Here is an 18,815-nt window from a genome sequence, read left to right as displayed (position 1 = left end):
ATACGCGCGTTTAAAAATACTTATGCGCGTTCCGCAAAAAAAACCCTGGAAAAATAAATTTTCCAGGGGGCTCGCTATTACTTCTGCTGTCTCGGGCGGATCAAGATTTCATTCACATCGACATGCGCAGGCTGTTCGACTGCATAACCAATGGCGCGTGCGATATCTTCCGCCTGCAGAAACTCCATTGAAGGGCCGCTCGCAAATCCGGAAAGAATGTCTTCGTCGGTAATTGTTTCCGTAAGTTCCGTCGCCACCGCACCCGGTGACACGATCGTCGCGCGGATGTTCATCGCCGGATCGAGTTCCTGGCGAAGGCCTTCCGTAATTGCGCGCACCGCGAATTTCGTTCCGCTGTATACGGCGCTGCCTTTTGTGACATCATGTCCAGCCACGGAAGAAATGTTAATGATATGGCCTTCCTTGCGCTCTTCCATGTGTGGAAGAACAGCCGCGATGCCGTACAACACGCCTTTGATATTGACGTCGACCATTTGATCCCATTCGTCGATCTTCAATTTGTTCAGGAATGACAACGGCATCAAACCCGCGTTATTGAGCATGACGTCAATCCCTCCGAACTGCTCGATGGTCGCTTCCGCCAACGCTTTCATTTCAGCGGCTGATGTGACGTCGGTTACTTTATACGCCGCTCGTCCGCCGGCATCTTCGATTTCTTTTTTCAACTCGACGAGGCGGTCTTCACGCCGCGCTGCCAGCATGATGGAAAATCCTTTATTCGCTAGTTCTTTAGCTGCTGCTTGTCCGATGCCGCTGCTGGCCCCGGTGATGATTGCTGTTTTTTCCATCATCGATCCACTCCATTTCTGTATGCTGAATTGCCTCTTATGAAAATAAAGCAGGCAGGTAACCTTCAAGAGGTCCCTGCCTGTTAGTGTACGCTTATCATTTTTTCAGTTCAATTTTAACGTCTCCATTGATGTAGTTGGGGTAGGCGAATAGATCAACTCTCACCGGGTTGGCGTAGCCGTTGCCCTCAAATCCGATGCTAATCGACTGCACACCCTCTTGAGGTGAGGACAGTCCGGAATATTGCATAACCATTGGTTCACCATTGGTATCTGAAATTTTCCTGTCGAGTCCGTAAGGGAACCCATCCTCTGAATCTATTTTTAATGTCATTTCGAATCCCGTACGGCTGGATTGGATCAGCTCCAATCGGCCATCTTTCGGGCTGTGAAGCAATAGGTTCTTATCAGTATCGACCAGGAAATAAGAATCTTCTATATCCACCGCCTGCATCTTATTGATGCGCAAATATAGTTCATCCGGCGCCTCGAAATAATTGCTTTGGAGGTAAAAAATCATTTCACCTTCATCGATGTCCCCGGTTGCGGAAAGGCCATTTAAAATCGAACCCCATACTTCGCCGTTTTCATCTTCAAGGCGCATATCCTCAAATTGCAAAATCTTTTTCGTATTATTCGGGTCAAATGAAATCTTAATTCCGACACGCAAAGGGTGAACGGTCACTTCTTCAACGCTAAATTTTTGCCCTTCAACTTCCACTTCTTGATGCATGTCATAAGTGACACTTGGTTCGACATTTTCAGGTACTGTGAATGGCATAGAGAAATCAAAATCTTCACCGTCCACGGTAACTTTCAAGTCCAGGATGAAATCAAGGCTATCAAATTTCATTGGTTCCTGAAAGTTGAATCCCAATATATCCGTATAGATTTTTGGCGAGTCTTCCTGGGTCACTGGATGATTATACGAGATGCCGCCTAGAGGAATCTCCTGCTGGTTCTCCAACACTGGCGTATCGATGACAATATCCTCCATCTCCACCGCCGACTGGATCGTATAAAAAATATTCATCCCCGACTCATCCAAAATAACCCCGTCAATCGTCAGCGTCGCACTGCCAACTGTTTGTGACTCGCCGATTGGCTGGTAATAGTCATTTTCAAAAACAGCATTCAAACCTTTGTCATTTTGGATCAATTCCACAAACTTTTCCATGCCGGGAATTGACGCCACCGCATTGGCAAAAGCGGGGGATACCCGAATCGTCGCAGCTAAAGTTAAAACGAGCAAAGCCACCGCGGCCAAACTCCAAAGCGTTCGTTTGCGCGTTACTCGCTTCTGCATCTTCTCGCGTTTGGCGCGTTCCAATCCCTGAATGATTGCCCCGTCCGCGGCTTCCAAAGGGAGAGGGATCTGCTGAAGGCGATCTTTGAAATCATTCAACTTCTTTTCCTCATTCTCATACATTATCCATCTCTCCTTTCCCTTCGAAATGGCTGCGCAGCGTCCGCAGCGTTTTATGCAGCCGCGATTTTACCGTGCCTTCCGGAATCTTCTCGATGGCGGCGATTTCTTTGATTTTGACGCCTTGGAAATATTTCATATGGATCAAGTGCTGCTCATCAGCAGACAGCGTGCTCAACGCTTCCTGCAATTCCAGCTGGGTGGAGTCGAGGGAAACCGTAGACTCAGCGGATTCTCCATCTCTCACGTAATGTTTGTCTTTTTTCAATTGATCCTGGCAATAGTTAATGGTGATGCGGATTAGCCAGGTTTTCGCGTAGGCTGGCTCTTTCAATGTATGAATTTTCCTGAATGCGCGGTAGGTCGTTTCCTGCAGGGCTTCAAGCGCATCATGCTCATTTTTCAGAAAAGCCAAAGCCGTCCGCAGCAAGGCTTCTTTATGTAATTGCATCAAAGCGACAAATGCTTCCTCGTCACCATTTATCGCTTTTCGGGCGACTTCGACTTCGTCCACACCCAACACCTCATTTCTCTCTGGTTATACATTAGACATGGCAAAGCCGAAAAAGTTCATAAGAAATAAATTCTTTTATACGCATAAAAAAAATCCCGGTTCCATAACCGGGGCAATACTAGTCTTCAGTCCGGACACCCCGGGCTCTTTTCAGGATGAACCAATTCATGAAGAGGTAAACCGGATAAAGGAGAAGCACCAGCCCATAACTGAAAACCCAGTGGATATTCCCATCCGCTGTTCCGATAGTCATAGACTGAAACCAGCCGAAAATCAGCATCAGGCTGAGAAGGCTCGCGATGAAAATACTGATAAAGCCGATAAAAAGGTTCTCGGAAATTTTGGTGACGAACCAGGCAATCACCATACACATGACAGCTGCAGCGGCCAGAAAGAAAATGTACAGATTCAGAACCGTATCCACATCCATCCGCATGTCCCCCCAAAAAAATCAATTTAGAATCTGCCATTGGATTCCTCGTAGGCATTGCTGTAATAAATTCATTTTACCTCATTTGAAGGGAAATAGTGATGTATAATTGTGTATTAGTACAAATATTCCGAATTTTTATTGTAAATGAAGCGTTTGAACGGTAAAATTTACCTACACAGCAATCAAAAAGCTTCGCGGAACACTTCGAAACGATTGCCATTATAAAAGAAGGTGCAAACATGAATTTTACTGCAGAACCAATGACTAACGTGGCCGCCGCTGAAATCCTGAACTGGCGATATCCATATCCCTATGATTTCTATAATAATGAAATGACCGAAGAATCGTTGATCGAATTCCTGGATGGCACCTACAGGGCGGTTCGGGATGAAAATAGGAATCTCTTCGGTTTTTATTGCACCGGAAAGTCGGCCCAGGTTCCCGCTGGCAGAAAAGTAGGGGCTTATCCCGAAGGGTTCATCGATTTCGGCCTTGGCATGGAGCCCAAAGAAACAGGGAGGGGAAAAGGAAACGCGTTCTTCGACTTTATCAGGCTGGAGATTCACGAGCTGCAGCCGGAAAAACCTTTACGGCTGACCGTCGCTGCATTTAACGAACGTGCAATTCATCTCTATGAAAACTTCAGTTTCGTGAAGGATAAGGAATTTAAAACCGATTTCGCGAAGTTTCAGACAATGGTGGCAGACAGAAACAGAACGGAACCCGAGAAAACGCCTCGGCTGCTCACAATTACACATCTTGAGGAGATGAAATAAATGATCGATTACGTCATCAAAGCGCAAAAAGGCTATGCCGATAAAATTGGGGAACTGGTTTCGATGCTCGAGCACGCTCGCGCAGTTACCTTGTGGGAAATAGGAGGGATGGGCGAACAGGATCTGGATCATTTGCAGACGCGCGATGGCAACTCAATAGGCGCATTGCTGATGCATATCGCTTCGATTGAAAAGGTTCATCAGGTGATTTCGTTCGAAAAGCGGGAGTTCTCTGAAGAAGAAATGGAAAAATGGAGTTCTGCAGTGGATCTTGGGGAAGAAGGACGACGGGATATCAAAGGGCAGCCGCTGGAATATTACCTGGAAGAACTGGCGGAAGTCCGCCGTGAAACGTTGAAGCAGCTGAAGTCCAGGGACGAAGCCTGGCTGTTTGAAGAAAATACCTGGCCAAATGGCGTCATCTACAATAATTACTATCTTTGGTTCCATGTGCTCGAAGATGAAATCAGCCATCGCGGCCAGATTCGAATGCTGAAACGGGGACTGAAGAAAAGAAACAGGAAGGATTAAATGAAAAACCTTCTTTTAGATGTAATCAGGAACGGGTAAAGTAAGACGGCGATCTGATTTTACTGAAGAGGAAGTGGCATCAATGATTAAGTTGTGTTATTTTGAACCGGCTGACTTCAAGCAGCTGATTGATTGGGTGGAGACTCCTGAATTTATGCTCCAGTGGGGAGGGCCAAGTTTCGTCTTCCCGTTAAACAAGCTTCAGTTGCAGGAATATCTCAAAGGCGCAAACGGGAAAAATTCGGCGTCTTTTATTTACAGTGTGATTGATACCGAAACGGAAGCGTTGATCGGCCATATTTCCCTTACCCGAATCGACATGAACAATCGTTCTGCGCGGATCGGCCGCGTATTGGTTGGCGATCAGGATGCAAAGGGGACAGGGGTCTGCAAACAAATGATGCAGCAGGTGCTGAAAGTTGCCTTTGATGAACTTCAGCTTCACCGTGTAACGCTGGGTGTCTTTGATTTCAATAAACCAGCTATCGCCTGCTATGAAAGAGCCGGATTTCAGAAAGAAGGCTTGATGCGGGATCACCAGAAATTCGGAGATGAGTACTGGAGTCTATGGGAAATGGCGATTTTGGAGGATGAGTGGTTAGGGACTGCTGGGCAAGCGGTTATGAAGTGAAAAATGAGAAGAAAAGCCGAAGCCCGTGGAAAGGCTTCGGCTTTTTCAGCAATTTAGTGTATTAAGGGGAACCAATCTGCAATTATTTCCCGGGAAATATTCTGGAAGCAGCTCAACTCTATTTCATTTTTTCGAATTCCTGCACCATCTGGTTGTAGTTCATAGCGCCATATGCGATAAAGCTGATCATCCCATCTCCATCAATCAGGTATGACGTAGGGTAAGCCTTCACGTTGTAAGCAGAAGAAAGTTCACCTTCTGTGTCCATCAGGATGGGGAAAGTCAAAGCTGTTTCTTCCACAAATGATGCTACGTCTCCTTCGCTCTTTTCCGTATCCGTCAAATTGACGGCGAGCACTTCGATATCCATATTGCCGTAAAGTTTCTCCATGTCGGGCATTTCAGCGCGGCAAGGCGGACACCAGGTTGCCCAAAAATTGACGAAAACCGGCTTGCCGCGGAAGTCCGACAGTGATGCTTCTTCGCCATCAAGGGTCTGGAGCGTGAAATCCGGTGCGGTTTCGCCCACCGCCAGTCCGGTTTCAACAGCTTCACCGGAATCCGCTGACTGCGGATTATCAGAACTGTTGCCAGGCAATGTGAAATCATAAATGGCCCATGCCAGCATGGCGCCGATAATAGTGAAGAATAATGCCTTTTTCATTGAAATGCCTCCAAGAAGTTAATGTGTTTCGGAATGCGGTTCGTCCTGCGGGTCTTTGATGAGCAGCCCAAAACATGCGGCAAGCAGCAAAGCAAGAAACCACGGTTCCATGATATAGCCGAACAAAGTAAGATACGGCAGCATAAAATTGATGGCAAAGAATCCGGCAGCGCCAACAGCGAGCACAATGCTGATTTGGTTCTGCGGCTTGGCTCGTCCCTGTAAAAGATGGAACAATGCCAATAAAACGCCGAAAACGATGAGGTAATGAAACGAAAATGGATTGTCGCGCCACACAAATTGAATAAATTCATAAAAGAACGAAGCGGCCAAAAATACCTGTAAAAAAGAATGTGCCAGCAAAACACCGGTGATCTTTTTTTGCCTCCTTTTATAAAAAAGCAGAACACCGGTAAACAGTGTCGCCAGGTAAAAGGCTTCCGAATTGCTCGGATAAGCGAGTACAGCCAGCGGGTCCTGGACAAATAACTGCAGGTTCAGCAAAATTTTCGCCAGCCACAGAAACAATACGAAGTTGATCAACTGCGATATGATTTCGCCAATCTGCTCCTTCCGTTGCTCCTTGGACAAAGGGCTTATCAGATAAAAGGCCAGAAACGCCAGCGCAAAGCTGATTACAAGTATGGATATGATGGTTAATTTGCTGATGATTGCCATGGGAACCTCCGTCAGAATTCTATCTTTATATTTTAAACTTATAATCTGTAGTAGTCGATATTCCGCAAAACAGCTTCGCTTGCCAAAACCCGTGCTCCTGCATCGCTGCGCTGCTTCGTCGCAAAGAGCCGGCCTTGCAGGCTACGGCCAACTCTTGGCTTGCGCTGAGCTAACTCGGTCTCGTTTCACTTCGTCCGAGTGGATCTTGCACTTCGTCGGCATTCGCCTGCTCCCCTGGGCGTCTTCGCTGTTTTGCTCCATATCTATAGAGATTTCGCTCAGCGCCGGCGAGCCTCCAGAGCAAAAGACGAGTGTTCTTCTCAGCTTATTGCGACGAGCTTACTCAGGAACATAATCTTTGCCCTTGTCCAGAGCGCCAAAGCGATAGTTAAAATATAATTCTTATCTTCAACTTACATACCATATACTATACAGGGTATCCGAGAAAAAATAATGCTTTCTGCTTAAAAGCTGTGTCTACTGTCTGCAATAAGTATCAACACAAGTGAGCGGGAAATATTGTCAGACTATTACAGCTTCTGCTATAGTGGGGGTGAGGGTGGTATCTGCATGGAACTGCACCGGCATGACAAATGCACAGCCAAATAAATACATTCTGCCTTGATCAATCAATGACAGGGACGGAGGAAACCAGCTGATGACAATCCTGTCCTTCTGTCCATTTCTGGAACAGAAGGCTTTTATGTTCGGTTTTCTTCCTGAAAAGGAGAGAAAAAAGATGAAGAACACAGCCACATTTATGAAGATGAAAAAAGAAGGTGAGAAAATTGCGATGCTGACGGCTTACGATTATCCGTCGGCAAAAATCGCCGAAGAAGCCGGCATGGACCTCATTCTTGTCGGGGATTCGCTCGGAATGGTCGTACTTGGTTATGACTCGACAGTGAAAGTGACAGTTGAAGACATGATCCATCACGGCAAAGCCGCACGGCGCGGAGCACAGGATACATTCCTTGTAGTCGACATGCCGTTTGCTTCATTCCACGGTGACATTGACCGCACACTTCAAACGGCGGTTCGCATTTTTCAGGAAACTGGAGCGGAAGCGCTGAAGCTTGAAGGCGCTGATGAAGTTGTTGACGTTACTCGACTGCTGACACGTACCGGCATCCCTGTCGTGGCACATCTCGGTTTATTGCCGCAGACGGCGGGTGTACTTGGCGGATTTAAAGTTCAGGGCAAGACGGCGGATGCTGCAAAAAAACTGATTGAAGACGCCAAGGCATGTGAAGCGGCAGGCGCATTTATGCTGGTGCTGGAATGCATCCCATATCAATTGGCAAAAGAAGTGACAGATGCGGTATCGATTCCGGTCATCGGTATTGGAGCCGGCAGTGAAACGGACGGCCAGGTGCTGGTGTACCACGATACTGTCAAATACGGCTCGCACCATCTTCCGAAATTTGTACGTTCTTATGCAGAAGCCGGCGAAGTCATGAAAAAGGGATTGAGCGCGTACGTCAGCGAAGTGAAGGCCGGCGCATTTCCAGCCGAAGAACACCGTTTTACGATGAAAGAAGAAGAGCTCCAGCAATTATACGGCGATAAATCCTGAAGACGACGAAAAACCGGATCCCATTCAGATAAGGGATCCGGTTTTTCATGTTCTTTCAACTGACCGATTCAAGCGGCTCCAATGCCTGGAGAGCGGCTGACAGGCGGGCAGCAAAATCTCGCGGGCATTCCGTTGTCTCCAGGTGCAGGCAAACGATATTCGGATTTTTTTCACAGCGTTGCTTGAAATTTACTGGCAGCGGCCGATCGAAACTGGACCAGGCAACGTTAAATGCAGGCAGTTCTTCTGGTAATAAAAGAATTTCCGCTCTATTTAAGGCATGCTCATTTTCTTTCAAATTTTTGAACGAGATATCCAATTCCAGCAAGCAGGAAAAACTGGTTTGATCGGTATGGATATCCAAACGTCTTTTCTTTTTGACGTGGCATGTGTTTCCAATAATTTCAATGTCCGCATCCATAAGGGAAGATACTTCGTTGGCTGTTTCTTGTAACTGGTTCATATAACCCACCTCTTTCAGTATATTAATGTAAATAAAGTCACTAAAAAACGCCCAAAAGAATCCAATGATTCTTTCCGACGTTGCCACCAGCGCAATTGTCTGTGTCATCCTGTCCGAAGTCTGCTGGAAATGAATTTGAATAATAGTAAAATTAAAATTTTTCCCTTAAGCAGAAACGCAAATTGTTTTCTGTTCTATACATTTAATATCCAAGTATGATACGTGATTAAACCTGAATATAATAAAATGGTTCTTTACACACAGCAAGATCAAAATAAAATTCACCGAAAAATAAAGCCGCTTCCTATTAAACAGGAACCGGCTTGTGTTATTCAAATCGAAAAATCGGGTGCAGACTCATCTGTTTGCGATTCTTCTTCGGTCCGTACGACGAGGACGTCACATTTCGCATAGCGCACGATGCTTTGAGAAATGCTGCCCATAATAATTCTCTCCGCTCCAGTCAGTCCGGTTGCTCCGCAGATGATGAGATCGGCACTGGTTCGTTCAGCAAATTCCCTAGGAATCATTTGTTTAGGTACCCCGTATTCGACAAACGTATTGACTTCTTCCACACCGGCTTTTTCTGCTTCTGCTTTGTACTTTTTCATAATCTCTCTCGCAATGATTTTTGCTTTTTTCACGCTGTTCCGGTCATAAGCTTCTATCATGCCGAAGGATTGATTGTTGATAATATTTACCAGATTCAGCACCGCATGATTCCGCAGCGCGATGCCTACAGCTTTCTTGAAAGCCCATTCGGCTTGTTTCGAGCCGTCAACAGCCACTAATATATGAGAATACTTCAGGGTCATCCAATCTCCTCCTTAAATCTCTAGTAATAAGTGAATTCTCTATGCGTTTTGTAATTCCCTGCTTACAATGGTAAAGATTTATCGATAAATCAAACTGAGGTTTCGTTTTAATAGGAAATAAATCTCTGATTTTAGAGTTTGCAAATCGTTTTTATGATATTCTTGAATAAACTTAATTTTGGAAAGTGGGGACTGCATGAATAGACTAAATGTGGAAATCGATATGAAAAAAACCTTGCTGGATCTTGAAACAATCCGCCACACCAAAAGAAAATACGAGAAAGGCAGCTACCTGTTCCGGGAAGGTGATCCGATCAGAGGGATATACCTGTTAAAAGCGGGAAAAGTTCAGATTGGCAAAGTGACCCCGGAAGGCAGGGAACTGACTTTGAAGCTTTGCGGAAAAGATCAGATGGTGGGGGAAATCACTGTGTTTTCAGGACCTTCCCAATACCGGCTGGATGCCAAAGCGCTCGAAGATACCATATGCCTCAAGATAGCAATCGAAGATCTTGAAGAAGCGTTGCAGCGGTACCCAAATCTGGCAATCTCTTTCATGCGTTGGACAGGCATCGATCAGCAGAAAACCCAGACGAAATTCCGCGACCTTCTCCTGCACGGGAAAAAAGGCGCGCTTTACTCGACGCTGATCCGGCTGAGCAACAGCTATGGGGAGACACATGCGGATGGGGTGTTGATTGATATGGTGCTGACCAATCAGGAATTGGCCAATTTCTGCGGTATGACGCGCGAAGTGGTGAACCGCATGCTGAGCGACTTGAAGAAGGATGGAATCATCTCGATGAAGGAAGGCAAAATCATCATCCACCAAATTCCGCGGTTAAAAGACGAAATCAATTGTGAAGAATGTCCAATCTATTTATGTAAAATCGATTAAAGGAAGCTGAACCGGAGACGGGGAAGCTTCTTTTTTTGTCCAAAAATTGACACTTGCGCCAAAAAATGTCCGAGTGTGATATTTATCACAATGTCTGGAAGAGTAAAAGCATAAGCTGACACTATAGAACGAATGACGTAAGAGGTGAAATGGATGAGCAAAAAAAATGAGCACGACGAATTGGACCTACGGGGGACATTTGCCAGTGTCATGGTAGTCGGTGTCATCATCGTCGTAATGTGGGTTGTTGTGTACCTTATGTATTTGGGCAGATAGGGACAGAGGGGGAATATTGAAATGCATTTGCATAAATTTGAAAAGATTTGGCTGGTTTTTGGAATTATATCTTTAATTGTATTTTTAAGTATTGTGGGCGTTACCGCTTTTTCGCATGACCATCATCCGTCCGGCGGCACGGACACGATCGACCCGAAGAAAGTTGACCAGACAGCGCCATTTGATAACCCGGGGGTGACGCAGATTGATGAAGACACCTACCAGGTGGCAATTGTCGCCAGCGCTTTCAGCTATGCACCGCTGGAACTCAGAGTGCCGGCTGGAAAAGAAATCATTTTTAAAGTGACGAGCAAGGACGTCGTCCACAGCTTCACGATCGATGACACGAAAGTGAACATGATGGTCGTTCCCGGACAGATTACGACACGTGCTTACACTTTCGAAAAACCCGGTAAGTATTTGATCCTTTGCAATGAATACTGTGGAACGGGCCACCATTTTATGTTTACAGAAATTGAGGTGCACTAAGCATGATCGCTCTGCAAGATCGCAAATTGGCATTATGGTATATCGGCGTTGCATACATAGCTTTCCTGATCGGAACCTTGATGGGCTTGCTGCAGGTATTCATCCGCAACGACAAACTGGCGTTGCCCGCATGGCTTGATTATTACCAAATCTTAACGGCACACGGCGTGCTGCTCGCACTTATTTATACGACTTTTTTCATCTTTGCATTTTTTGTTACCGGTATGAGCAAGAGCATCGGCACATTCGGACCGAAAGTAAGACTCGTGTCCTGGATCGGCTTCTGGGTCACATTGATCGGAACGGTTATGGCGACTGTTATGATCGTCATCGGCGAAGCCTCCGTTCTCTATACATTTTATGCGCCACTGATGGCCAGTGGCTGGTATTACGTCGGTCTGGCGCTATTCGTCGTCGGTACCTGGATTTCAAGTTTTGCATTGATCGGCCATTACCGTGTATGGCGCAAGAACAATAAAGGCGAATTAAGCCCGTTATTCGCTTTCATGACCATCACAACGATCATCCTTTGGTTGATTGCGTGCCTCGGAGTAGTGGCAACGGTCCTGTTCCAATATATTCCGTGGGCATTCGGCTGGACTGATACTATCAATGTTGAACTCAGCCGTTCGCTGTTCTGGTTTTTCGGACATCCACTAGTCTATTTCTGGTTGTTGCCGGCTTATATCGCATGGTATGTCATCGTGCCGAAACTTTTGAACGTCCCTGTGTTCAGTGATTCGCTGGCACGTCTTGCTTTCGTTTTATTCATCCTGTTCTCGATTCCGGTAGGTTTCCACCACCAGTTGACAGAACCGGGTATCTCGAACTTCTGGAAATTCCTGCAGGTCGTCCTGACGTTCATGGTTATCATTCCGTCACTGATGACGGCATTCACGATGTTCGCGAACTTTGAAATTTCCGGACGCAAAAAAGGGGCAACCGGCCTGTTCGGCTGGTTCAGGAAATTGCCTTGGAAAGACGTCCGTTTCACATCCATTTTTGTCGCAATGGCGTTTTTTATTCCCGGCGGAGCGGGCGGTATCATCAACGCAAGTTTCCAGTTGAATGAAGTCGTCCATAACACGCTTTGGATTGTCGGGCATTTCCACATCACAGTCGGTACGCCGGTTGCGATGACATTCATGGGCCTCACATTCTGGCTCATCCCGTATTTGACGGGGCGCAAGTTCACAAAATCCATGCAGATCCTGGCATTCGTCCAGATTATCACCTGGTCGGTCGGCATGCTGCTCATGTCGACAGCCCAGCACATTTTGGGCCTCCTTGGTGCACCGCGCCGGACGGCATATTCCAATTACAATAACCACCCGAGCGCGATGGAATGGTTCGACGGCATCCTGACGAGCCACGTTACGATGGCTGTCGGCGGCAGCATCCTGTTCGTCTCCGCCATGATCCTGATCTACATCGTCGTCATGTCGATGTTCCTGTCACCGAAAGCGCTGAAAGTGGAAGACCAGGTCGAATTCCCAATGGCCGAAAGCGACAAATCGAACACACCGAAATGGCTCGAAAACTGGTGGATCTGGATCGGCATTGCTTTTGCCCTGATCATCATCGCCTACGCGATTCCGCTTTCTTCCATGATCATGCACGCACCACCTGGTTCAGAAGGATTCAAAACTTGGTAGGAGTTGAATAATTATGTTCACAATGGTCATTTCCATGATGCTGATTTTCATCCTGTTTACAGCGATATTAGTTGAAGTAAGTGTTTCCGACGAGGAATAAAGCGATTTTACCCCGTAGGCATATTAATACGGAAAAATTAAAGGGTTAAGAAGAGCTGGCTGCTGAAAAACAGCCAGTTTTTCTATTTGGAGAGTGACAGCGGGGGAGGTTTTTCTGGTTTTAAGTTTTTGTGTGTGATAATCGAGTTTTATGTGCGATATTTTGAATTTGTGTGCGATAATCGGGTTTTATGTGCGGTAATCAAGATTTGTGTGCGGTAAACAGAATTTGTGTGCAAAATGACATTTATATATGAAAATTATTAATTTTTCATTCATCCAGCATCCAGCAGCACTATTCCCGACAACCAAACGGATTAGTCCCATACCCGAAACCCAAAAACTCCAATCCCTTAAAGAAAGGCTTCGCATCCGCGAAGCCTTTTTCAAACCAGTCTTTCATCAAAACAAAAACAGCCTGCACATCAAATGATGCGCAGGCTGTCAGGCGTTATAGAGAGATATATTTTGCAGGGTTTACTGCATTTGAACGTGCACCGTTCCATAGGCCTTCATGGATTTCAAAGTGCAGGTGGGATCCGAAAGAACGTCCGGTATTACCCATTCCGCCGATTCTTTGACCTTGTGAAACAGACTGTCCTGCAGAAACTTCAATGGAACTTAGGTGAGCGTAAGCTGTCGCATATGTTCTGCCATTTATATAGTGGGTAATGATAATTACGTTACCATAACCATTCATCCAGCCGGCCTTTGATACTTTACCGCTAGCTGCTGCTTTAATCGTTGTGCCGACACCGTTGGCAATATCTACACCCTGATGGAATTCAGGGCCAGCTCCGATATTTCTCCAGCCGAATTTAGAAGTGTAACGGCCGGAAGCCGGAGTGATAAAGGTTGAACTTTGTGCCGGAGCTGACACTACTGGTGCTGAAGCGGAAGATCCGGAGTTCGAGTTGGATACCGGTGAAGTTGCCGCTTTTTCTTTCTTAGCTGCTGCAGCTTTTGCCGCTGCTTCTCTTTCTTCAGCCGCCGCTCTTTCAGCTGCGTTTTTGGCTGCTGCTTTTTCAGCTGCCGCACGTTCAGCCGCCGCTCTTTCTTCAGCCGCGCGCTCAGCTGCTGCTTTCTCAGCTGCAGCCTTTGCCGCCGCTGCTTGTTCAGCTGCCGCTTGTTCAGCCGCTGCCTTCTCGGCTGCAAGTTTGCGTTGGCGCTCTTCTTCAGCTTTTCTTAGCTCTTCAGCAATACGCTCTTGTTCAGCAACGATTTGGTTTTCGAGCTCTGAACTGACTTCGATAACGTCTGAATACTCTTCATTCAAAACAACTTTTTCGCTTTCAAGGCGTTTTTGTTCTGCTTTCAATTCTTCAGCCAGAACACCCTGTTCTTTTTTCTGGCCATCAAGGTCTGCTTTCAAACCTTTGAGTTCAGCGTTGCGTGCTTCCTGCTCCGCCAATTTTGTTTCGACAGAAGCTTTCTGCTCTGCCAGTAATGCTTTATCTTCAGCCTGTTCACTCATGATTTCGCGGTCGGCATCGATCAATGTGCTGACTGCTGAGAAACGGTCGATGAAATCAATGAAGCTGCTGGCGCCAAGAAGTACATCTATGTAGTCGACAGATCCGCCACTTTTTTGAATCGCGCGTGCACGGTCTTGAAGCAATTCAGTACGTTCTTCTATTTTGATTTTCAATTCTTCGATCGAATTTTTCAATTCTTCGATTTCCTCTTTTGTCTGGTCGATATCAGCCTGGACGCTGTTGATTTTGCCTTCAGTTTCCTTGACTTTATTGTTCAATTCTTCGATTTTACCAAGGATTGTCTCCAAAGTGGATTTCGTTACCTTGATTTCCTTGTCTTTTTCAATGATTCCCGAGTTCAATTCGTTCTTTTTCTGCTCGGCTTCCTGCTGTTGCTGTTCGAGTTCATTTAAGGTATTCGCAGTGGCGTTATTAGTTGGCAATAAGATTGAGATGGCCAGTAAAGATGAAATACCGGATAGCATCCATTTTGATTTCAAGTTCAAGTTGTTTTTCCCCTTTCGAATATACGGTCTCTTTCTATTTAATGAATCTATATAATACTGTCAAATAGTTTTTTTGGATAAGATTTTGATGCCTTATTATTGCAGCACGTTCATTATAACAGCTCTAAACCTATTTTATATTACAGTTGTATATCAATTTAGGCGCAATAATTACAGAGATAATGAGCCTAAAGACCTGCATGTAGATTTCTTGTAAATAAAATATAAAAAGACTGAACCAAAAGATGTCCCTTCTCGTTAAATTTTATGAATTAGAAAGAAAAATGAGCAGAAGTACAGTAGTCTAAAGGGTTTTCAATCTTTCGACCGGCCTTCCAAAATTCCCCCTGAAATTTGGAACAAAAAAGACGATAGGGAAAAATCGCATTTCACTCTAATAAACTGAATTATTGAAAACCAGAGAGGGTATATTCTCCTGCATTTAATTAGAGTAGAACAGGTCAGAAAAATTACTGGGACAGAAATACATGTTCAAGGAAAAGTTAGAGTAAAACTTATGGAAGGATAATGATTCTTAGAAGTTAATCTGGAGGGGTAGCCTATTTTCCGGGGCTGCCGAATGAGAGTGGGTGCCATGGGGGCACGCATCGTGTTATAATGCAAGATAGTTATGGAGTGATGGAAATGGCAAAAGAAAAGAAAAAAAGCGGCACGGGCCAGGGAACTGGCAAAAAGGGCTGGAATCGCTGGAAAGCGGGATCCAACAAAGCCAAGAGTTTTAAGCCGTACACAAGTAAAAATAACAAAAAATCAGACGGAAATAAATCAGGTGAAAAAACAAATCCTGAAGAACCCGGCTGGATTGATGGATAATTGAAGAAATGAAAAAAGCTGTCCTGAAAAGGATGGCTTTTTTTATTTCTCTTTTTATAGCGGCACCTCCTTCTTTTGCTTCGATAAAGAATTTGCGTATCTGTTAATCCAAAGGAATAATATAGGTACTGGAGAATACAGCAGGGGGTTATGGAGATGACGATGATGAAAAAGCACATTAACCGCGACAGTAGTTTACCGCAAGCCAGACGACAACTTTTGGAAAGAGCACGAAAAGATCTTGAACAGGATCCGGATGTGCTGGCCATCTATCTTGCCGGTTCGCTTGCCAAAGGAAATGCGGACAATTTCTCGGATATAGATCTCCATACCATTGTGAAGATGGAAAAGTTGTCATCATTTATTGCAGAGAAAAAAGAACGAGCTCAGAAATGGGGCAATGTATTGTTCTTTGAAGGCATCGCCTCGTCACCGGTCATTGTCAGCCACTTCGATTGTTTCGTGAAAGTGGATTCCTGGTATCACAGCATCGAAGAGATCGAGCCTTCGATTTGGTTGAAGGGAATGGAAGTCCTCTATGACCCGGCCGGCATTCTGAAAAAAATCCAGCAGTCATCCAAACAACTGCAATATAAAATTACGGCAGGCGAAGTGGGATTCTGGCGCATGAAAATGTTGGCATTCATCCACGAAACCTACCGGGCTGCCATGAGAGGAGAAGCGTATTACGCCCTCGCCAATCTCGACAGCACGCGCTGGCTCATGGCATCCGGCTGGTATATGGAAATGGAACAGCATCTCGACAGTCCTTATCAGGTATGGTCGAAAATTGAAGGCAGCAGAAGCCGTCTCACCGAGGGGCAGCTCCAATTGCTGTCAGATTGGGAAGCGGATCGAAATCCAGGCACCATACTGAAAGCGCTCGAGAACATTTCAAAGGAATTTGTCCCGCTCAATAAAATACTGAGCGAGCGGGTTGAAACAGAAGATTGCAGTGAAATGGTGAACAAGGCACTCGGTATGGTGCTGTAGAGAGACAATTGCGGCTATTCTATAGATGGAATTAGAGGAAGCGGGTGATGCCATTTGAGGAAAGTGATCGTTTTGTCGTATGACACCCAATGGGCTTTATTATTTGAAGAAGAAGCAGAACAACTGAAAGGAATTTTAGCCAAAGAAATCGTTGCCATCCATCACTTTGGCAGCACTTCTGTTCCTAAACTGGATTCGAAGCCGGTCATTGACATCCTGGCTATTGTAAAAGAGATTGATTTGATTGATGCCTATAATGATGAACTCCAGGCAATGGGTTATGAAAGTAAAGGAGAAAATGGCATTCCCGGACGCCGTTATTTTCAAAAAGGCGGAGATGACCGGACGCACCATCTCCACATTTACGGAGATGGCAGTCCCGAAATCGAACGGCATTTGGTGTTCAGGGATTATCTTCGTACCCATCCAGCTGTTATGAAAGAATATGGTGGACTGAAGAGGAACTTGAGCCGGCAGTTTCCGTTTGACATCGATTCCTACATCCTGGGCAAGGAAAAGCTGGCCGCAAAAATTCAGAAGCAGGCTTTGGCGTGGTACAGGACCCGCAGGGAATAAAAATATATGTAAATTTACGGCTGGCTTGAGGATGATTGGATAAAAGGGGATTGCAGTGGCCACGAGTTTAGAGAATCTTTTAACGGCTGTCCAGCTCATTTCCGATTGTCCTGAAATAATAGAAGCGCCTAAAGAGTTTTAATCTCTTAGGCGCTTTTATTAGCAGCGGAAAATTTTTTATTCAACAGCAAGGAACAACTGAAAATGAAAAATGCAAGAACGGTGGAAAATATCAGGGCCGCCTGTTCTCCTCCGTAGTCAATGATCCACGTGTAAACAAGAGGTGCAATGGCTGAAAAGAGAAAGCCCGGAACGAGCAGCTTGCCCACAAATGCCCCATATGTGGCGGTTTCAAATAAAACCAGCGGCAATGATCCGCGTGCGATGGTCAAAAGGCCGTTTCCGGCGCCAAAAAGAAATGAAAAGATGAGGGCCATTGCAAGAAAACGGCCGCTAAGCAAACCGAAGAGAAAACCTGTAAGCAGTAAGGAAGAAGCAAAAACCGTCAGCGTCAAGGAATGGAGGCGCCGGCCGAAAAGGACTTCGCACAGCCGGGCAAAAGATTGTCCTACTCCTCTGAGTGCTGACACCCAAACCGAAAGTGCCGCTGTCAGGCCGAGCCCTGCAAGCAGATTGATCATATGTGCCGACATGGCCGAATTTAAAAAGTTAAGAAGAGTAAAAATCAGTACGAAAAGACTTCCGGCAATCGTTCGCGCCCGTTTACTTTGTGCCAAAGGCAAAGGATGGGGGATGGCACTTTTTTGATTTGCCATTCCAACGAGGCCCCGATCTTTTGGAATGGCGAGATGGAGCGGTATCGTTAAGAGGGCGATAAACGAATAGACGCCTAGTGCACCGCGCCAACCGAAGAAATCGGCAAGAAAGAAACCGATCGGCCAAAAGACCGTAGAGGCCAGGCCGCCCAACAGTGTGACCTGCGATTTGGGCAGTTTTGCATTCGCTCCCGCAATGTGTACCAGGGAGGCAAAAGCCGCATCGTAAAGAGTCAGCCGCATTGCAACCCCCAAAACCATCCATGAAAGATAATAATGGGGGATGGAATGGGCTGAAGCAATGCCGAAACAGCCCAAGGCCAGCAGAAAGGAACCGATCGTCATGATGGAACGCCCCCCGTGGACGTCGATCAGCCGGCCGGTAAAAGGGGAGGTGACAGCCATGATGACGAGTGCCGCTGAAAATCCCCCATACACCACCGTTCCACTCCAGCCAAGCTCAAACGAAATCATCTCTCCGAAGACCGCAATCAAGTAATAGGAAATGCCCCAGCAAACAAGCTGGGATATTCCGAGGAACAGGACTGTTTGACGCTGAATCATCGCTTCTTCTCCCGGTAAGAAGTTTGATCATGAAGAGCTCTCATCACCTTAAACGCCTCCTATGGAACCAATGACATCTGAAAAGGTTCTTCATCCTGATTTTGTGCTGCCCCGAATTTAAATTTATAAGCCGGACAAAATCATAGAGCCTATTTAATAGTAGAATACCATAAGCAGACTCGTCGGATGCTGATTAAATACAAAGGGGAAAAGACTGGTGGCAGTGCACTTTCTTTGAGAAATATCACGAAATTTTATTCTGAAAGATAAATAATGGTAAAATAAGTATATTGGAGCATGAAATCTGCAATAAAAGAATTTGCCGCTTGTTTATGAGCCTTAACAAAAGAATGTGGTA

The 18,815-nt window shown here is 45.7% G+C and carries 21 protein-coding genes; 11 read left to right on the top strand and 10 right to left on the bottom strand.

Features of this window, described 5'->3' with window-relative positions:
* Positions 1-77: 77 nt before the first annotated feature.
* The 4 genes from ACFQ1X_RS09290 to ACFQ1X_RS09275 all read right to left on the bottom strand — a co-directional run bounded on the left by ACFQ1X_RS09290 (position 78) and on the right by ACFQ1X_RS09275 (position 3,179).
* Positions 78-809 (bottom strand): SDR family oxidoreductase, encoded by a 732-nt coding sequence (locus ACFQ1X_RS09290; protein WP_144840116.1) that lies wholly within the window; start codon positions 807-809, stop codon positions 78-80.
* Between the two features lie 97 nt (positions 810-906).
* The gene (locus ACFQ1X_RS09285; protein WP_144839963.1) at positions 907-2,238 is read right to left on the bottom strand and encodes a DUF4179 domain-containing protein; all 1,332 of its coding nucleotides are present in this window, start codon (positions 2,236-2,238) and stop codon (positions 907-909) included.
* Positions 2,231-2,749, bottom strand: a complete 519-nt coding sequence (locus ACFQ1X_RS09280; protein WP_144839965.1) for a sigma-70 family RNA polymerase sigma factor — start codon at positions 2,747-2,749, stop codon at positions 2,231-2,233. Before ACFQ1X_RS09280 ends, ACFQ1X_RS09285 begins: the two co-directional genes overlap by 8 nt.
* A gap of 118 nt (positions 2,750-2,867) precedes the next feature.
* Entirely contained in the window at positions 2,868-3,179 is a 312-nt protein-coding gene (locus ACFQ1X_RS09275) for a hypothetical protein (protein ID WP_144839967.1), read from the bottom strand.
* Between the two features lie 242 nt (positions 3,180-3,421).
* On the opposite strand from ACFQ1X_RS09275, the gene ACFQ1X_RS09270 reads away from it, so the two are divergent.
* The 3 genes from ACFQ1X_RS09270 (at position 3,422) to ACFQ1X_RS09260 (ending at position 5,120) form a co-directional block, all read left to right on the top strand.
* Entirely contained in the window at positions 3,422-3,958 is a 537-nt protein-coding gene (locus ACFQ1X_RS09270; RefSeq protein WP_379082244.1) for an N-acetyltransferase, read from the top strand.
* Positions 3,959-4,489: a DinB family protein gene (locus tag ACFQ1X_RS09265; protein WP_144839969.1), complete on the top strand. Its 531-nt coding sequence runs from the start codon at positions 3,959-3,961 to the stop codon at positions 4,487-4,489.
* An 82-nt stretch (positions 4,490-4,571) separates the two neighbouring features.
* Complete coding sequence (locus ACFQ1X_RS09260; RefSeq protein ID WP_144839971.1) at positions 4,572-5,120, top strand: GNAT family N-acetyltransferase; 549 nt, start codon at positions 4,572-4,574, stop codon at positions 5,118-5,120.
* A 118-nt stretch (positions 5,121-5,238) separates the two neighbouring features.
* On the opposite strand, the gene ACFQ1X_RS09255 is transcribed toward ACFQ1X_RS09260, so the two are convergent.
* Positions 5,239-5,784 (bottom strand): TlpA family protein disulfide reductase, encoded by a 546-nt coding sequence (locus ACFQ1X_RS09255; RefSeq protein WP_144839973.1) that lies wholly within the window; start codon positions 5,782-5,784, stop codon positions 5,239-5,241.
* An 18-nt stretch (positions 5,785-5,802) separates the two neighbouring features.
* Positions 5,803-6,462 (bottom strand): hypothetical protein, encoded by a 660-nt coding sequence (locus ACFQ1X_RS09250; RefSeq protein ID WP_144839975.1) that lies wholly within the window; start codon positions 6,460-6,462, stop codon positions 5,803-5,805.
* Positions 6,463-7,201: 739 nt separating this feature from the next.
* Between ACFQ1X_RS09250 and panB the strand changes: the two genes are divergently transcribed.
* Positions 7,202-8,038, top strand: a complete 837-nt coding sequence (gene panB / locus ACFQ1X_RS09245; RefSeq protein WP_144839977.1) for a 3-methyl-2-oxobutanoate hydroxymethyltransferase — start codon at positions 7,202-7,204, stop codon at positions 8,036-8,038.
* A gap of 55 nt (positions 8,039-8,093) precedes the next feature.
* Here the strand turns inward: panB and ACFQ1X_RS09240 are convergent, their stop codons facing one another.
* Together ACFQ1X_RS09240 and ACFQ1X_RS09235 are read right to left on the bottom strand one after the other, a co-directional pair.
* Positions 8,094-8,501 carry a hypothetical protein gene (locus tag ACFQ1X_RS09240; RefSeq protein WP_144839979.1) on the bottom strand — a complete coding sequence of 136 codons (408 nt, stop codon included), beginning with the start codon at positions 8,499-8,501 and terminating at the stop codon, positions 8,094-8,096.
* A gap of 332 nt (positions 8,502-8,833) precedes the next feature.
* Complete coding sequence (locus ACFQ1X_RS09235; protein ID WP_144839981.1) at positions 8,834-9,316, bottom strand: universal stress protein; 483 nt, start codon at positions 9,314-9,316, stop codon at positions 8,834-8,836.
* Between the two features lie 223 nt (positions 9,317-9,539).
* Here ACFQ1X_RS09235 and ACFQ1X_RS09230 point away from each other — a divergent pair, with 223 nt between their 5' ends.
* The 4 genes from ACFQ1X_RS09230 (at position 9,540) to ACFQ1X_RS09215 (ending at position 12,634) form a co-directional block, all read left to right on the top strand.
* Positions 9,540-10,214 (top strand): Crp/Fnr family transcriptional regulator, encoded by a 675-nt coding sequence (locus ACFQ1X_RS09230; protein ID WP_144840117.1) that lies wholly within the window; start codon positions 9,540-9,542, stop codon positions 10,212-10,214.
* Positions 10,215-10,367: 153 nt separating this feature from the next.
* Positions 10,368-10,490: a cytochrome C oxidase subunit II gene (locus ACFQ1X_RS09225; protein ID WP_144839983.1), complete on the top strand. Its 123-nt coding sequence runs from the start codon at positions 10,368-10,370 to the stop codon at positions 10,488-10,490.
* Positions 10,491-10,511: 21 nt separating this feature from the next.
* Complete coding sequence (locus tag ACFQ1X_RS09220; RefSeq protein ID WP_144839985.1) at positions 10,512-10,979, top strand: cytochrome c oxidase subunit II; 468 nt, start codon at positions 10,512-10,514, stop codon at positions 10,977-10,979.
* Positions 10,980-10,981: 2 nt separating this feature from the next.
* Positions 10,982-12,634 carry a b(o/a)3-type cytochrome-c oxidase subunit 1 gene (locus tag ACFQ1X_RS09215; protein ID WP_144839987.1) on the top strand — a complete coding sequence of 551 codons (1,653 nt, stop codon included), beginning with the start codon at positions 10,982-10,984 and terminating at the stop codon, positions 12,632-12,634.
* 550 nt (positions 12,635-13,184) lie between these two features.
* Here ACFQ1X_RS09215 and ACFQ1X_RS09210 read toward each other — a convergent pair.
* Complete coding sequence (locus ACFQ1X_RS09210; protein ID WP_144839989.1) at positions 13,185-14,714, bottom strand: murein hydrolase activator EnvC family protein; 1,530 nt, start codon at positions 14,712-14,714, stop codon at positions 13,185-13,187.
* 645 nt (positions 14,715-15,359) lie between these two features.
* Here ACFQ1X_RS09210 and ACFQ1X_RS09205 point away from each other — a divergent pair.
* The 3 genes from ACFQ1X_RS09205 to ACFQ1X_RS09195 all read left to right on the top strand — a co-directional run bounded on the left by ACFQ1X_RS09205 (position 15,360) and on the right by ACFQ1X_RS09195 (position 17,117).
* A complete protein-coding gene (locus tag ACFQ1X_RS09205) occupies positions 15,360-15,548 on the top strand; it encodes a DUF3934 family protein (RefSeq protein WP_379082236.1) in 189 nt (62 codons plus the stop codon).
* Between the two features lie 156 nt (positions 15,549-15,704).
* Positions 15,705-16,541, top strand: a complete 837-nt coding sequence (locus tag ACFQ1X_RS09200; RefSeq protein ID WP_144839993.1) for a nucleotidyltransferase domain-containing protein — start codon at positions 15,705-15,707, stop codon at positions 16,539-16,541.
* Between the two features lie 63 nt (positions 16,542-16,604).
* Positions 16,605-17,117 carry a GrpB family protein gene (locus ACFQ1X_RS09195; protein WP_379082373.1) on the top strand — a complete coding sequence of 171 codons (513 nt, stop codon included), beginning with the start codon at positions 16,605-16,607 and terminating at the stop codon, positions 17,115-17,117.
* A 146-nt stretch (positions 17,118-17,263) separates the two neighbouring features.
* Here ACFQ1X_RS09195 and ACFQ1X_RS09190 read toward each other — a convergent pair whose 3' ends face one another.
* Entirely contained in the window at positions 17,264-18,457 is a 1,194-nt protein-coding gene (locus ACFQ1X_RS09190; RefSeq protein ID WP_144839997.1) for an MFS transporter, read from the bottom strand.
* Positions 18,458-18,815: the final 358 nt, after the last annotated feature.

This window comes from Metaplanococcus flavidus (assembly GCF_042675885.1).
GTDB classification, from domain to species: Bacteria; Bacillota; Bacilli; order Bacillales_A; family Planococcaceae; genus Planococcus; species Planococcus flavidus.
The sequence above is the reverse complement of the archived record's forward strand: the minus strand, read 5'-3'. Positions and strand labels throughout refer to the sequence as shown.

What these genes read in the sequence shown, in the direction of transcription:
- ACFQ1X_RS09290 (WP_144840116.1), bottom strand. Translation starts at nt 809, where the DNA reads ATGGAAAAAACAGCAATCATCACCGGGGCCAGCAGCGGCATCGGACAA.
- ACFQ1X_RS09285 (WP_144839963.1), bottom strand. Translation starts at nt 2,238, where the DNA reads ATGTATGAGAATGAGGAAAAGAAGTTGAATGATTTCAAAGATCGCCTT.
- ACFQ1X_RS09275 (WP_144839967.1), bottom strand. Translation starts at nt 3,179, where the DNA reads ATGGATGTGGATACGGTTCTGAATCTGTACATTTTCTTTCTGGCCGCT.
- ACFQ1X_RS09270 (WP_379082244.1), top strand. Translation starts at nt 3,422, where the DNA reads ATGAATTTTACTGCAGAACCAATGACTAACGTGGCCGCCGCTGAAATC.
- ACFQ1X_RS09265 (WP_144839969.1), top strand. Translation starts at nt 3,959, where the DNA reads ATGATCGATTACGTCATCAAAGCGCAAAAAGGCTATGCCGATAAAATT.
- ACFQ1X_RS09260 (WP_144839971.1), top strand. Translation starts at nt 4,572, where the DNA reads ATGATTAAGTTGTGTTATTTTGAACCGGCTGACTTCAAGCAGCTGATT.
- ACFQ1X_RS09255 (WP_144839973.1), bottom strand. Translation starts at nt 5,784, where the DNA reads ATGAAAAAGGCATTATTCTTCACTATTATCGGCGCCATGCTGGCATGG.
- ACFQ1X_RS09250 (WP_144839975.1), bottom strand. Translation starts at nt 6,462, where the DNA reads ATGGCAATCATCAGCAAATTAACCATCATATCCATACTTGTAATCAGC.
- panB (WP_144839977.1), top strand. Translation starts at nt 7,202, where the DNA reads ATGAAGAACACAGCCACATTTATGAAGATGAAAAAAGAAGGTGAGAAA.
- ACFQ1X_RS09240 (WP_144839979.1), bottom strand. Translation starts at nt 8,501, where the DNA reads ATGAACCAGTTACAAGAAACAGCCAACGAAGTATCTTCCCTTATGGAT.
- ACFQ1X_RS09235 (WP_144839981.1), bottom strand. Translation starts at nt 9,316, where the DNA reads ATGACCCTGAAGTATTCTCATATATTAGTGGCTGTTGACGGCTCGAAA.
- ACFQ1X_RS09230 (WP_144840117.1), top strand. Translation starts at nt 9,540, where the DNA reads ATGAAAAAAACCTTGCTGGATCTTGAAACAATCCGCCACACCAAAAGA.
- ACFQ1X_RS09225 (WP_144839983.1), top strand. Translation starts at nt 10,368, where the DNA reads ATGAGCAAAAAAAATGAGCACGACGAATTGGACCTACGGGGGACATTT.
- ACFQ1X_RS09220 (WP_144839985.1), top strand. Translation starts at nt 10,512, where the DNA reads ATGCATTTGCATAAATTTGAAAAGATTTGGCTGGTTTTTGGAATTATA.
- ACFQ1X_RS09215 (WP_144839987.1), top strand. Translation starts at nt 10,982, where the DNA reads ATGATCGCTCTGCAAGATCGCAAATTGGCATTATGGTATATCGGCGTT.
- ACFQ1X_RS09205 (WP_379082236.1), top strand. Translation starts at nt 15,360, where the DNA reads ATGGCAAAAGAAAAGAAAAAAAGCGGCACGGGCCAGGGAACTGGCAAA.
- ACFQ1X_RS09200 (WP_144839993.1), top strand. Translation starts at nt 15,705, where the DNA reads ATGACGATGATGAAAAAGCACATTAACCGCGACAGTAGTTTACCGCAA.
- ACFQ1X_RS09190 (WP_144839997.1), bottom strand. Translation starts at nt 18,457, where the DNA reads ATGATTCAGCGTCAAACAGTCCTGTTCCTCGGAATATCCCAGCTTGTT.